Origin of the sequence: Sphingobacterium sp. UBA7249 (assembly GCF_002472835.1) — a bacterium.
Classification (GTDB): domain Bacteria; phylum Bacteroidota; class Bacteroidia; order Sphingobacteriales; family Sphingobacteriaceae; genus Sphingobacterium; species Sphingobacterium prati.
Genome location: NZ_DKST01000013.1, coordinates 251,588 through 265,148, shown reverse-complemented (window position 1 = coordinate 265,148; position 13,561 = coordinate 251,588). Strand labels below are relative to the sequence as shown.

General features: G+C 45.2%; 13 protein-coding genes. 7 read left to right on the top strand and 6 right to left on the bottom strand.

The annotated features are described in order from the left end of the window. Window positions 1-4: 4 nt before the first annotated feature. The 4 genes from B4A24_RS10090 to B4A24_RS10075 form a co-directional block, all read right to left on the bottom strand. Window positions 5-469: a PepSY-like domain-containing protein gene (locus tag B4A24_RS10090; RefSeq protein WP_293944680.1), complete on the bottom strand. Its 465-nt coding sequence runs from the start codon at window positions 467-469 to the stop codon at window positions 5-7. 164 nt (window positions 470-633) lie between these two features. Next, the gene (locus B4A24_RS10085; protein WP_172395478.1) at window positions 634-1,560 is read right to left on the bottom strand and encodes a HipA domain-containing protein; all 927 of its coding nucleotides are present in this window, start codon (window positions 1,558-1,560) and stop codon (window positions 634-636) included. Continuing rightward, entirely contained in the window at window positions 1,553-1,888 is a 336-nt protein-coding gene (locus B4A24_RS10080) for a HipA N-terminal domain-containing protein (protein WP_108635609.1), read from the bottom strand. Before B4A24_RS10080 ends, B4A24_RS10085 begins: the two co-directional genes overlap by 8 nt. Further along, complete coding sequence (locus B4A24_RS10075) at window positions 1,888-2,091, bottom strand: type II toxin-antitoxin system Y4mF family antitoxin (RefSeq protein ID WP_108635610.1); 204 nt, start codon at window positions 2,089-2,091, stop codon at window positions 1,888-1,890. The genes B4A24_RS10080 and B4A24_RS10075 overlap by 1 nt, the downstream gene beginning before the upstream one ends. Window positions 2,092-2,318: 227 nt before the next feature. Between B4A24_RS10075 and B4A24_RS10070 the strand changes: the two genes are divergently transcribed. From B4A24_RS10070 to B4A24_RS10040, 7 genes are all read left to right on the top strand, one after another. Continuing rightward, window positions 2,319-2,654, top strand: a complete 336-nt coding sequence (locus B4A24_RS10070; RefSeq protein WP_293944674.1) for a DoxX family protein — start codon at window positions 2,319-2,321, stop codon at window positions 2,652-2,654. 91 nt (window positions 2,655-2,745) lie between these two features. Continuing rightward, window positions 2,746-3,165: a DinB family protein gene (locus B4A24_RS10065; RefSeq protein ID WP_293944672.1), complete on the top strand. Its 420-nt coding sequence runs from the start codon at window positions 2,746-2,748 to the stop codon at window positions 3,163-3,165. A gap of 213 nt (window positions 3,166-3,378) precedes the next feature. Beyond that, complete coding sequence (locus B4A24_RS10060; RefSeq protein WP_293944670.1) at window positions 3,379-4,059, top strand: response regulator transcription factor; 681 nt, start codon at window positions 3,379-3,381, stop codon at window positions 4,057-4,059. Window positions 4,060-4,061: 2 nt separating this feature from the next. Further along, a complete protein-coding gene (locus tag B4A24_RS10055; protein WP_293944668.1) occupies window positions 4,062-5,408 on the top strand; it encodes a sensor histidine kinase in 1,347 nt (448 codons plus the stop codon). A gap of 90 nt (window positions 5,409-5,498) precedes the next feature. Then, complete coding sequence (locus tag B4A24_RS10050; protein ID WP_293944666.1) at window positions 5,499-6,770, top strand: TolC family protein; 1,272 nt, start codon at window positions 5,499-5,501, stop codon at window positions 6,768-6,770. After that, window positions 6,770-7,876 (top strand): efflux RND transporter periplasmic adaptor subunit, encoded by a 1,107-nt coding sequence (locus B4A24_RS10045; protein ID WP_293944665.1) that lies wholly within the window; start codon window positions 6,770-6,772, stop codon window positions 7,874-7,876. The genes B4A24_RS10050 and B4A24_RS10045 overlap by 1 nt, the downstream gene beginning before the upstream one ends. Window positions 7,877-7,878: 2 nt before the next feature. Beyond that, on the top strand, window positions 7,879-10,974 hold the full coding sequence (locus B4A24_RS10040; RefSeq protein WP_293944663.1) for an efflux RND transporter permease subunit: 3,096 nt from the start codon (window positions 7,879-7,881) through the stop codon (window positions 10,972-10,974). A gap of 611 nt (window positions 10,975-11,585) precedes the next feature. On the opposite strand, the gene B4A24_RS10035 is transcribed toward B4A24_RS10040, so the two are convergent. Next, window positions 11,586-12,578, bottom strand: a complete 993-nt coding sequence (locus B4A24_RS10035) for an ABC transporter permease (protein WP_293944661.1) — start codon at window positions 12,576-12,578, stop codon at window positions 11,586-11,588. After that, window positions 12,541-13,539 carry an ABC transporter ATP-binding protein gene (locus B4A24_RS10030; protein ID WP_293944659.1) on the bottom strand — a complete coding sequence of 333 codons (999 nt, stop codon included), beginning with the start codon at window positions 13,537-13,539 and terminating at the stop codon, window positions 12,541-12,543. The genes B4A24_RS10035 and B4A24_RS10030 overlap by 38 nt, the downstream gene beginning before the upstream one ends. Window positions 13,540-13,561 lie beyond the last annotated feature (22 nt).

The following is a 13,561-nucleotide window of genomic DNA, read 5'->3' as shown; positions in this document are numbered from 1 at the left end:
ACATTTAATCATCAAGACCAATGAAAGCTCCCTCGGCGGTAAATTTTAAATCCAGGTCATTGGACAAGTCGATTTGGTAACCATAAGGTTCTTTGTCAATCCCTTCGATAAACAGGGGAGCAGGGTATTGCTTAGTGACATAGTTCAATATGGGTGATGGAATTAATGCGTCGGGTAGTTTTTGATTATTCCCGTCGATATCGGTCCAGTTGCCATCTTTGTCCAGGTCAATCTCGATGCCGCTGGTCAACCTCACCTCATACAGGGTACCATCGGTATCGGGTATGTTTTTGCGGATGACGCGGGCGACAGCATGGCTTCCAAAATAGGATTCAATAGTTGCTTTGCCTGCCTGCGGCAATTCGGCATAGCTTGTTGTTGTTTCAATCGGATCGTCTTTGTCACATGCCATAAATGTCAATGCGCTGCCTGTCATCAGGATAGCAGCTAACCAGGTTAATTTTTTCATGTTTGCTATTTTACTAAGTTCTATTACATCTGTTGTTGACTTGTTTTTTGTCGTCCAGGCTGTCTTAAGCCTGGAAACAGAAAATGCTACAGGGTAAAGTTTCAGATAGATTCTGGAAACATTTGGGAAAGAAACTTGGAAGCTAAATAAATAAGCGGATAAATCTACAATTCGATTTGATTGAATTTATGGGTAACCACCTTTGCGTATTGTTCCTTATATTCCTCAGTTAAAAAGCTACAATCAATCCAAATGGGAATTTTATCGGCATGTTTTGAAAAGTCGCTGTAGATATTATTCCGAACTAAATCAGAAATTCCTAAACTTGAAGCTAATTGGTTAAAGTCAGATTGCTTAATCTTTCTTTTGCGACCTCCCAACGTTAAGGCCATATCGTCCTTGTCTTTCGGGAAGATCAAGTTCACATTTAGGAGATCATACGCAGGCGATAGTAAAATATTGTTATTATGATGAATTAATGAAAAGTTTTTTAGGTGCATGTCGTTATTACCAGTGAGGAAACTAAACAGCACTAATCTAAAGTATTTGATAGCATCTAGTCCGGAATTTGTAGTAAATTGTCTGATGATTTTCCCCACTCGCTCATAAGAGCTATTGTATTTTTGCTCTGTCAGTAGCTGCGATAATTGGCATAAATCTTCAATATGAATTTTCTTCCCCTTTTTTCGGTCAAATCGTTTTGTGATATATGCTAATTCTCCAGTAGCTGTTCGTATCAGTGAGTGCTCAGCAGTTTCTATTTTAAATAGCTTAGCCAAATGCATTGTTAAATCTTCTACTTCAGGCATAAAAAGAAAATCTGTAGATTGGGGCTTAAGGATATATTCTCCCCATAAGCCGACAAGTGTTAGTCGTTTACTACCCTTTTCCCCATTTAAACTAAGTGATATCTTGGGTTGCACGCCGGTTAACGCCAGTCTTTCATTTACAGTTATTTGAGCTAATTTATTTAATTTTTCCCTATCTAATTCCAGATAAGGAACTTGGGCTGTGCCAAAAAACTTTTTTGAGCATGCAATATGGTATTCCCCACTTTCAACTGGCTGGTAGCAAAATAAACAATTAAGCATGATCTTCCGCCTCCATCGGATAGACGGAAACGGCCCCAATGGTGTCCCGACATAGATTAATCAATAATTCAAAGCGGTCTCGGGGATTGAGTTTCCAATACTTTTCACCTATTTCCAATAACCATCCCTCTGGAATCAGACCGTCAAAAAAGGGAAAAAGCACATTGCTGTGGTACGCGTGTTCCGAAATCGGTAGGGTTAAACTGATAGGCTTAGGATCGGCTGTTCTGATATAATTTTGATCGTAGTTAAATGAATAACCACGATCGGTTTCAATTAGATATCCTGCTAATTGATCTTGAAAATATATTTTTGCTTCACGCGCCATTATGCTCTAATTTTATCCACTACGCCAACCTCTTTACCAAATAAAGCTAATACATCATTTACTTTATCTAACCGAAGTGTTTTTTTTCCTTGTTCAAGGTCACGGACAAAACGTAAACCTACCCCAGCATTAAATGCCAAATCTTCTTGAGTAAGCTTTAGTTCCTTTCGTTTTTGTTTTACAAATAATTGCAATGAATCCATATCTATACCTTTTCTGATATAAATATAAGTAAAAATAAATTATTTATACCACTTCGGGTATAGTATATTTGCTTTAGCTGTTTTTTATACCTTATCGGGGTTATTTTTGAAATCTTATCTGCCCTCAGCAAACTATTTTTGCCCTGTACTGTCTTCTAATAAAAAAGGTTATGGAAAAATCTTATATTCAAACGGTCGCCCGCTATGGCTTAGGTGCTTTTTTAATCGTGGCAGGAATCGGGCACCTGACCTTTGCCCGGAAGGAATTTCAGGCGCAGGTACCGGATTGGGTACCGATCTCTAAGGACGATACGGTGGTCTATTCCGGTTTTGCTGAAATTGCCCTGGGCACGGCGCTGCTATTGGCCAGGGGTAAACAGCGTGCTGCCGTGGGTAAAATTGCAGCGGCTTTTTTTGTTGCGGTGTTTCCGGGCAATATCGCGCAATATACTGAACACCGGGATGGTTTCGGACTGGACAGCGATGGGAAGCGCCTTGCCCGTTTATTTTTCCAGCCGGTATTGATCGCTTGGGCATTAAAGAGTACATGTAAAAGAAAATAGGTTACTTAAACTGATGGAAAATTTAGAAGTATGGATGCGTGGACCAATTGCTGGGATTCCGGATCTCTTGCAACCGGTGGCGCATGCCTTGTTGCAAGTAGGGGAGGATACCGTAAAATATACCCAGCAGCTATCGCCTGAGCAGCTTTGGGCGCGTCCCTGTGGCAATGCCAGTATCGGATTTCACCTGCTGCATATGAGCGGTGTGATCGACCGCATGTTTACTTATGCGGCAGGGCAATCGCTTTCCGCAGAACAGCTTGATTATCTCCGACGGGAAAGCATCGTGGATATGGAGTTGGATGTGGCTACTTTGGTCCAAAACTTACAGCTGCAGATCGAAAAGGCCTTACAAATCTTAGCTGCTGTTGATCCCGGCACGTTGACCGAGGAGCGTTTTCTGGGACGGAAGCGCATTCCAACAACGTTGATCGGCCTCCTGTTTCATGCTGCCGAACATGCACAACGCCATGTTGGGCAATTGCTGGTCACCGCGCGCTGCCTAAAATAACAGGTGGTAAGAACCGGCTTCGTAGGCCTCGGTTGGCTAGCTGAATATGGCCGTCATTCTTGAAAATAGATGTTCCAGATGTGGATTCGCACAGCAAGAAGGTACTTTCATGGTCGGCGGTCTGTCCAATGGATTAATTTGTAAATTCGTATACTTGTAAGATTCCGGCGGGAATTCGTACTAATATACTCCCGCATCAAATAAACTGAGTATATGCAGATACTATTGGTTGAAGACGATCGTCGTATAAGTAGCTTTGTGGTTAAAGGGCTCGAGGAACTGGGGCACCAGGTCATTTTGGCTGAATCAGCTGAAGCTGCACGGGAATGGACCAATGTGGAGTCCCTCGATATCGTGGTGCTGGATATTATGCTGCCCGGGATTGATGGGATCCAGTTTACGAAGATGCTGCGCTACCGCAAAAACCATATTCCAATTTTAATTATCAGTGCGTTGGGCGAAATAGATGATAAGGTGGAGGCACTGGATAGCGGTGCCGATGATTATCTCGTCAAACCTTTTTCGTTTAAGGAGCTGGTCAGCCGCATCAAAGCTTTGGTCCGTAGGGAAAACTATAAAATAACGGCAAATGAGGGGAGCATCGCAATTCGGGATCTGAAAGTGGATCTGGACCGCTACGAAGTCCATAAGGGGGACCAACCTGTCGATCTCTCGCCCAAAGAATTTAAGCTGTTTAAATTTCTGATCGAAAACCGCAATAAAACGCTTTCGCGTACAGCAATATTACAAGCCGTCTGGGGGATTGATTTTGATAATAACACAAATGTCGTGGACGTGTATGTTTCTTATCTGCGTGGTAAAATTGATGATGGAGCTGATATATCCCTGATCAAGACGGTCAAAGGGGTAGGGTATATGCTCAAAACGGACTGACCATGAATTTAAAGACAAGACTTACACTTTTTACTTCGTTGGTCTTCACGATCATTTTTGGGCTTGCAACGATGGTTATCTACTGGATATTTTATAACTCCTCCGAACGACATCTGATAAGCTCGCTTGAGAAAAATGCCAAGATAGCGGGAATCTATTACCTGGAGGCGGATGAACAGAGTCCGCTAAAGCATTTAGAGTCCAAAAACCAATATGAAAGTCTGGTCAAGCGGGCCATGGTGGCTGTCTATAATGCGGATGGTCAAGTAAAGTATGGGGGCATGCGAAATGACAGTCAAATCGATCAACATCTGCTGACCCAGTTGAAATCGGAGAAAACAATTTATTTTAAAACAGACGATAGCTTTTATTTTGGCTTGTATTACCCCGATAACCAGGGTGATTTTTTTGTGTTTGTCAAGGAGTCAAATGCGGATTTCGGCCATCAATTAAACCGCTTGTTGTTTACGCTTATTATGGTGTTTCTTGTAGCATTGATCAGTATTGTCTTGCTATCGGTCTGGCTGAGCAAATATGCATATCTCCCCATTCGCAAGGTGATTGCGGAAATTCGTCATAAGGATTTAAATACGATCCAGGAGCCCCTGACGGTCATAAAGACGAAGGATGAACTACAGGATCTGATCGAAAGTTATAATGCGCTCCTGCGCCGGATCAGTGAAAATATGATTATTCGAAAGAATTTTGTGAGCTATGTCTCCCATGAGTTTCGTACACCTTTGGCCGGGATTTTGGGGTCCATGGAGGTTTTTGGAGCAAAAGCACGCAGTCAGCAAGAGTATCAGGAGCTGGCGGCGACCATTACCGAACATGTAAATTTTCTAAATCACCTGATCGGCAATTTTCTGTTGCTGACAGAAGACCAGGCACTGAAACGTTCCATGGAGGTCTTTCGCATAGACGAAGTGGTGTGGGAACTGGTGCCTAAGTTTGCCAGAACATTTACCGTACCCTTGAAAGTAGATCTCCAGGTGGATGACCCGCAGTATTTTAATTTCCGCGGCAATCGGATGCTCATCACGCTGTCGATCTCCAACTTGGTTGAAAATGCGCTCAAATATGCGGATGGAAAGGAAGTACTGATGCAACTGGCCGCCCTCAATGGACGCTTATCCCTGCAGATCATCGATCATGGAATTGGTATCCCCGCAGCCGAGCTCGAGGCCGTGAAGCAGACCTTTTACCGTGGATCGAATGTCGGCAATGTAAAGGGGAGCGGCATAGGACTCTCTTTCGCACAGATTGTCTTTAAAGACCAGGGGGTAGACTTTGATATTCATTCAGATGATATGGGGACTACGGTATCGCTGCTCTTTCCAAAATTCTAATCCTTCTCTAATCTTTTCTAATCAAACTTTAATTTAGGCTAAAGTTGTCTGTAATCCCTCAGGCTTAGTTTTGTGGAAATACAAAATAAAGTGAGAAAAATAGGCATTGCATTCGTTATTCTTCTTGGCTTGAACTCCAAGCTATTTGCTCAGGAAGTGGCCGAAAACCGCTTGCAAAAATCGGAGATAGAACAGGTGTTCCTGGCACATAACCTAAGCTTAATGGCGCAGCGCTTTCAGCTAAAGCAGGCTGAGGCCACAGTATTGCAGGCGAAATTATGGCCCAACCCGAATATTTCAATTAGTGAGGTCAATCTCTGGAAAAACTCTTCCAGTGAATCCCTGCCTGCCCTGATCGGAAACTATGGGCGACACCAACAGGTGCAGCTCGAACTGGAGCAGACGATTGAACTGGCCGGCAAAAGGAAAAAGCGGGTACAGCTGCAACTCCTGGAAAAAGTGAATGCGCAACTTCGGTTTGAGGAATTGCTCCGGAATCTGAAATATGACCTCCGTAGCCAATGCCTGGAATTACAGGTGCTGCAAGAGAAAGAGCGGCTCTACGCCAATCAGGTCGATATTTTCCATAAGTTGGCACAATCGTACCAAAATCAATGGAAAGCAGGCAATGTCAGCGAAATGGACTTCCTCAGGATCCAGAGCGAGACTATCGCCTTTGGTAATAAATTGAATGAAATCCAGCAGGAGAAAATTGCAAAAATGAACGCTGTTGCACGCTATCTGGGAGCGAAAGGCAAGGCGCTTTCCATTGCGGATACATTAGGTAGCCCTGCTTTTATTGCAATCAGACAAAACGAATGGAAAATCATGGCGCTGGATAATCGCAGCGACTATAAAATCATCCACAATGAATTTAAGAAAGGCCAGGCCCAGCTGGATATAGCGAAGGCAGAACGGGTACCGGATCTACAGGTCTCCCTGAATTATGACCGGGGTGGTAACATTATGCGCGATTTTATGGGCGTGGGCGTCTCCATGGATCTGCCGCTGTTTAATAGGAATCAAGGAAACATCCGGGTCGCTACATTGGAACTGGAAAAAAATAAAGTTGAAATCGAGCAGTTCCGCATCGATATTGAGCGGGAGATCGATTTTCTTTCATCGCGTCTAAGCAATCTGGAAGCGAGTTTAAAAACTACGGACAATGGATTTGACGGTCAGCTGGATGTGGCTCTGGAACGGTATGTACGCAATTTTCAGCAACAGCGACTTACGATCGTTGAATTTATAGACTTTATCAATAATTATATGGAAAATAAAGAATCACTATTGGAACGAAGGGCTAAATACTTGCAGTACAAGGAAGAACTAACCTATTTAGTCGGAAAGGATATTAGCTGATGAAGGTTAATTTTTTATTGCCATTCATGGTTTTGTCTATTTGCTTCTTGCTGGGCTGCCAGTCAATGCAAAAGGAGGAGCAACAGACTGTAGGCACGACAGGTTTTTGCCTAAATGAGGATTTCAAACGCCATATTAAAATTGATTCGATCCAAAAGCGGGATGTGTCCGAACAGATTGCCCTCAATGGTGTAATCCAATACAACCAGGATGAACTCGCAGCTTTAAAGAGTCCAATTCAGGGCATGGTACAGACTGTCGCTGTCAATATGGGCGACTATGTCGAAAAGGGGCAGCTGTTGGTATCGCTCAAGGGGACATCGGTGAATGATCTGAGCAAGGAACTCCGTGAGCTGGAAAACAGTAAGCATCTGGCTGAAAGTAAAGTGAATAGTATGCGCAGCATGCTCCAGGATGGGATGGCTTCGCAGCGGGAGCTGGAAGAGCTGGAGAGTGAATTGAAGGCGGTGCAGATTGGGATCCAGCATGTGAAAGCCAATATGAAACTGCTGAACGGCTCATCGGAACATGGTGTTTTTTATATCCGCGCGCCCAAATCTGGTTATATCGTCGATAAAAAGGTGAGTCCGGGAATGACGGTAGGTGACGACACGGAATTATTGTCCATCAGCAACCTGAATGAGGTCTGGGTAACGGTAAATATTTATGCAAATAACTTGCCCTTCGTCAAAAATGGGGCGCATGTAAAGATCACAACCTTGGCTTATAAAGGCGAATATTTTGAAGGCTATATTGATCAGGTGGCCAACTTTTTTGATCCCGAAGAACGGGTGGTCAAAGCGCGTGTCAAGCTGCTCAACAAGGATTTAAGATTAAAACCGGGTATGAGCGTGGATGTATTGGTCGAGAAGGGAACCGCAGGGCAGAAGCAACACTTGCTGGCAATACCCAAAGATGCGGTTATCCTGCATAACAACCAGAATTATGTGGTGATCTATAGAAGCGACTGTGACCTGGCTGTAAAAGCTGTTGATATCGTTTCGGAAAACGAAACGTATGCTTTTGTCGAAACAGGGTTAGCGGCTGGAGACCGCGTGCTGACCGAAAATGAACTGATTGTATTTGATGAATTGATGAACAGATAGGGATGAAGAAAGTTGTACAAAATATCGTTTCATTTTCACTGAAACACTCTTTGCTGGTCCTGTTTTTTACGCTGGCCCTATTGTTCGGTGGAATTTACGCCTACCTGCATACACCGATTGAAGCTTTTCCGGACGTGACCAATACCCGCGTCCGGATCATTACGCAGTGGCCGGGGCGCAGTGCCGAAGAAATTGAGAAGTTTGTCACACTGCCGGTCACCAAGGAAATGAATACCATTCCGAAGAAGACCGACGTACGTTCCATCTCGCTTTTTGGGCTTTCTGTCGTAACGGTGCAGTTTGAGGAGGACGTGGAAGACTTCTATGCGCAGCAGTATGCGGGCAATAAGATGCGGTCCATTGATCTACCAGAGGGGGCCGAAAGTTCGATTGAACCGCCTTCGGGCGCTACAGGGGAAATCTTTCGCTATGTGGTCAAGAGCAATCTGCCCATTAAGGAGGTATCTGCCATTCAGGATTGGGTGATCGAACGGGAGCTGGTCGGGGTACCGGGGGTAGCGGATGTCGTGAGCTTTGGCGGTGAGGAAAAGATCTATGAAATCAAGATCAATCCAACGGAACTGGCCAATTATAACCTGTCTCCATTGGATGTATATGAGGCGGTATCGCGCTCAAATATCAATGTGGGTGGCGATGTAATACAAAAAGGAAATCAGGCCTATGTGGTACGTGGTGTGGGCTTGCTGGATAAAATAGAAGATATTGGCAATATTTTGATCAAAGTGGTGGGCAATACGCCCATCCTGGTCAAGCATGTGGCTGAGATCGAATTGGGGGCAAAACCACGGCTCGGACAGGTGGGACTCAATCAGGAGGATGATCTGGTACAGGGTATCGTCATTATGCTCCGGGGTGAAAACCCATCGGCGGTAGTGACACGGCTGAAAGAAAAAATTGCGGAACTGAACGGCCGTATTTTGCCTGAAAATGTCAGGATCGAACCGGTGATTGACCGCACAAAATTGGTGAACAACACGGTGCATACCGTGTCGAAAAACCTGATCGAGGGTGTTATCCTGGTGTCAATCATCGTCTTTATCTTTTTGAACAACTGGAAGACAACTTTTATTGTCGCTTCGGTGATTCCATTGGCTTTTCTGTTTGCAATTATCTTATTGAAGATTCAAGGGCTGCCGGCAAATCTGATTTCCATGGGGGCATTGGACTTTGGTTTGCTGCTCGAAGGGACGCTGGTCATCGTGGAGACTGTTTTTGTCTCCTTGGAACGGGAGGCCCACCGGCTCGGAACAGCGCGTTTCAACAAGGTATCCAAACTCGGTATCATCAAAAAAAGTGCAGGTTCGGTAGCGGGATATATCTTTTTTGCGCTATTGATCCTGATTGTCGCACTGACGCCGATTTTCTCTTTCCAAAAGGTGGAAGGGAAAATGTTTTCACCCTTGGCCTTTACCTTGGGCTACGCTTTATTGGGCTCCTTGATCCTGAGTCTGACCTACGTGCCAGCCATGTGTAAGTACCTGCTGAAGAAGAATATTAAAGAGGATGAAAATAAAATCACGAAAGTAAGCCGCAACGTTATTTTCAAAGGATTTAAAAAGGCTTTTGACCATCCGAAATGGACATTGGCAATTTTTGGATTGACCCTGATTGTTTGTATCGTGCGGTTTAGCCATTACGGTTCGGAATTCCTGCCCAAGCTCAACGAAGGTGCCATATACGTTCGTGCTACCTTACCCAATAGTGTCAACCTGGAGGAATCTGTTAAGTTGACAAAAACAATGAAAACAAAATTGATCGACCAATTTGATGAAATTGATTTTATTATGACGCAGACGGGCCGGCCCAATGACGGCACCGATCCCACTGGATTTTTCAATATTGAATTTAACATTGAGTTGAAACCTGAAGGGGCCTGGAAGCGGAAGATACCCAAGGAGAAATTGATCGCACAGATGCGGGATAGCCTGCAGACCTTTCCGGGGATCAATTTTGGTTTCAGCCAGCCGATCCAGGATAATGTGGAGGAGTATGTGGCCGGGGTGAAAAGCCCGCTGGTAATCAAGATTTTTGGTGAAAACCTGCAGGACCTGGAGAATAAAGCGAATAGTTTTGCGCAATCGCTCAAGAAGGTGGATGGCATCACGGATGTGAATGTATTTAAAAATATAGGCTTACCGGAACTACGGATTCAGCTGCACGATTCGAAGATGGCAAAATATGGTGTGTCCACCAAGGATGTTCAGTCGGTCATCGAGATGACCATAGGTGGGCAGTCTGTGACGCATTTTTACGACAATGAGCGGATCTTTGATGTGCGCCTACGCTTTCAGAAACAATATCGGGACAGCCCGGAAAAGATCGGAAACATCATTATTCCGACGATGAATGACCAGAAGGTGCCGCTGCGGGAAATTGCAACCATCGATTATCACACCGGGCCGGCATTTATCTATCGCGACGGAAATTCGCGTTACATCGGTGTTGGATTTAATATCGAGGGCCGGGATCTGGGGAGTACCATTGCGGATGCAAAAAAACAGATCGCAGCTGATGTTAAATTGCCCAAGTCCTACAAGGTTGTCTGGGCTGGTGAGTTCGAAAGTAAGGAGCGGGCCACCCGGCAGTTGATGAACGTGGTACCGGTGTCTCTGCTATTGATCTTGCTCTTGCTTTATGCCAATTTTGGTAATCTAAAAGATACCGCGATCTCCTCCCTGACGCTTGCGTTTGCATTTATCGGCGGGTTTGTCTCGCTATGGATTACGGGGACGACATTCGGCATTTCGGCGGGTATCGGTTTTATTATCCTCTTTGGCGTGGCCACGATCGACGGGATTGTTCTAATAGGTGTCATGAAAGAAAATCTGCTGCACAAAATGGGTTTGAAACCTGCTATTTATGAAGCCGTAAAAAGCCGGATCAGACCGATCTTAATGATTGCGTTAATGGGGGCCATGGGTTTATTGCCTGCGGCTTTGTCCAATGGCATGGGCTCAGAAATTCAGAAACCGCTGGCCATTATGATTGTCGGTGGATTGATTATCTGTATGATCCTTTCCTTCTCCATTCTGCCCATCGTATTCTACTTGGCTTACAAAAAGGAAAATAAAGATTAAGCACCCATTTTTTATTCATTATATACTTGACAAAGGTTGCGGCACGATTGTGCTGAGCAACCTTTGTTTTTGAATCGCTTTTCGTTCAACTGGCTTTTTGTGCAGATTTAAAACTTTTTTCAATGCACTGGCGTTCTGTGAATATCAATCACCCCTGATCAGGGGTACTCATAAAATTAGGTAAAATGACAAGCAGCACGCTATGTTTCCCAGACTAGCGTGCTTTTTGTGCAAACTATTTACAGCTAGTTTTTGTTCTAAAGTTGATCCATTTTTAAGATAAGCTTCACGATAGGAGGTCGGTTTTTTCCCGACCTTTTTGCGTTTGTAAAAGCCCCGATGCAGATCGGGAATATATGTTAGCCATCAGACAGGAATGACTTGCAATGAAAAATTTTGCATGGGAACAAACCAAATGCAGACAGCCGACGTTTCTTTTATAAACTCAGCTATGGGTTACTTTTCATTTTTAGGTTAATATGACAAAGCATCCTAGACCCCTAATCTAGGATGCTTTCATGATGTATTATAATATTCTTTTTTCTTAGAACAGGATCCTCGCATAGTTGGCTTATGCATGTTATGCAATCAATCGAATCCCGCTGCGCTATTTAACTCCGTATTTCTCTTCGCATAAAGATATAATAGGACCAGGCAAAACAGATCATCATGGCGGCCGTGAGCCCGCTTACCTGCGGCCAGACCATTAAGAAACTTTCCCGAAACGAGAGCGGTGAAGGAATGGCACCTACCATCTGTTCCATGGCAATAGGACCAAGGCTGCGCACCGAAGGCATCAGTAGGGTCGTCGTGGCGTCGGTATAAAGCTGGCTTGGTGATAGCCGAAGAAGGTTTAGGATCAGCTCATTGTAAGCCAGGTACTCCTGCTCTGAGATATAATTTGGATTCGGTAAGAACGGTCGGATCGCCAGATTGACCAGGATCGGAAAAAATACAGTGAAAAATAGCCAGATCCCAATTGCCGTGAGTGCCGAAGTGGCCGGCTGACGAAAGCGGATCGACAATAGAATGGCCAGGCTCAGCCAGAAAGCTACATACAGTACACTAATTAAAGTGAATCCGAAGATCCGAAGCAGCTCCTGTGGCTCGATCCGTACGCCGGTGCCGAGCAGACCACCTCCGATCATCAGGAGTACGAGTGCAACAAATAAGGTGCCCACGACAATCAGTGGGGCCAAAAACTTGGCAAACAGCAGATTGTCGCGGTAGATGGGCTGGGCCATCAGACGGGTGAGGGTACCATTGTTATACTCTGCATTGATGGCGTCAAAACCGAGTGCGATGCCCAGCAAAGGGGCCAGAAAATTCAGGAATACATGGAAAGGAGGAATCGAGTTGTCCGTTGTGGTCAGCAGCTTGAGGTACAGAAACGACTGGTCTGGATCACGCATATTGCTGACAGCGTCCTTCAGGCCTATGCTCGAAACGTATAAAGAAGCCCCAAAAGTGAGCACGATAAGCAGGATCAATATATTAAAACGCCAGCTGCGGATATGTGCGGCAATTTCTTTGCTGACCAATACCTGCATCGCGGCCGCGGGGTGGCTATTGATATCTTTTGAAGAAACCGTTGGATTTTTCATGTGCAGTGTTTGTTGTTATGCTATTCTCAAAATATGTATTATAGATATCGTCAAGCTTATAATCGTTACGGCTCACAGCGACGACATTGGCTCCGCTATTTACAAGCAGGCGCACAGCAGCAGCAGTGACATCGGCATCGGTTTGCAGCTCGATGGAATAGCCGGTTACGGTAAGCTTGCGGAATCCGGGCAGGGCTTTTAATGCTTCTTCAAAGCGTGTTGTATCGCCCAGGGGATCTTCCAGCGTGATCGCTGTGGTGACATCTTCCTGCTGCTGCAGGTTGTGGGCCAGGTGCTCGATCGATCCTTCGACCAGCAGCTTGCCGCCGACAAAGATGCCCACGCGGTCGCACACCCGTTGTACCTGGTGGAGATGGTGTGAAGAGAGCAGTACCGTGAGATTATGCTCTTTGCTGAGCCGCTTGATAAGTTCCAGAAATTCGTCGACACCTTTGGGGTCGATACCGAGGGTAGGCTCGTCCAGAATGGCAACTTCGGGTGTTTTGATCAGCACTTCGGCCAAACCTAGGCGCTGTTTCATCCCACGGGAAAAAGCACCTGTTTTTTTATGCATCTCCTGTTCGAGGCCCACGACATGCAGCATATCTTTGGCGCAGGCCTGTGCATAAGATTTTGTAAGCCCGTTTAACTCGGCAATAAAACAGAGGTTTTCCAATGCGGTCATTTCGGGATAGAAGCCCACACTGTCTGGCAGATAGCCCACTTTGCGTTTGACAGCTATCGGATTGCGGGTGGCATTATGGCCACAGACATAGGCCGTACCAGCCGTGGGTTCGGTCAGGCCAAGCATCATCAGAATGCTGGTCGTCTTGCCGGCACCATTGGGTCCGAGTAGGCCAAAGATTTCTCCGGGATAAATCTGCAGGTCCAACTTGTCTACGGCAGTTACTTTGCCATAGCTTTTCGTCAGACCCGTCAATTGAATGATAGGATCCTTCATAATGATAATCTTTTGTGTCCCC

Bases quoted from the DNA above. Each gene is read 5' to 3' on its own strand.
- B4A24_RS10040 (WP_293944663.1), top strand. From the start codon at position 7,879: ATGAAGAAAGTTGTACAAAATATCGTTTCATTTTCACTGAAACACTCT.
- B4A24_RS10055 (WP_293944668.1), top strand. From the start codon at position 4,062: ATGAATTTAAAGACAAGACTTACACTTTTTACTTCGTTGGTCTTCACG.
- B4A24_RS10080 (WP_108635609.1), bottom strand. From the start codon at position 1,888: ATGGCGCGTGAAGCAAAAATATATTTTCAAGATCAATTAGCAGGATAT.
- B4A24_RS10045 (WP_293944665.1), top strand. From the start codon at position 6,770: ATGAAGGTTAATTTTTTATTGCCATTCATGGTTTTGTCTATTTGCTTC.
- B4A24_RS10035 (WP_293944661.1), bottom strand. From the start codon at position 12,578: ATGAAAAATCCAACGGTTTCTTCAAAAGATATCAATAGCCACCCCGCG.
- B4A24_RS10060 (WP_293944670.1), top strand. From the start codon at position 3,379: ATGCAGATACTATTGGTTGAAGACGATCGTCGTATAAGTAGCTTTGTG.
- B4A24_RS10085 (WP_172395478.1), bottom strand. From the start codon at position 1,560: ATGCTTAATTGTTTATTTTGCTACCAGCCAGTTGAAAGTGGGGAATAC.
- B4A24_RS10030 (WP_293944659.1), bottom strand. From the start codon at position 13,539: ATGAAGGATCCTATCATTCAATTGACGGGTCTGACGAAAAGCTATGGC.
- B4A24_RS10075 (WP_108635610.1), bottom strand. From the start codon at position 2,091: ATGGATTCATTGCAATTATTTGTAAAACAAAAACGAAAGGAACTAAAG.
- B4A24_RS10090 (WP_293944680.1), bottom strand. From the start codon at position 469: ATGAAAAAATTAACCTGGTTAGCTGCTATCCTGATGACAGGCAGCGCA.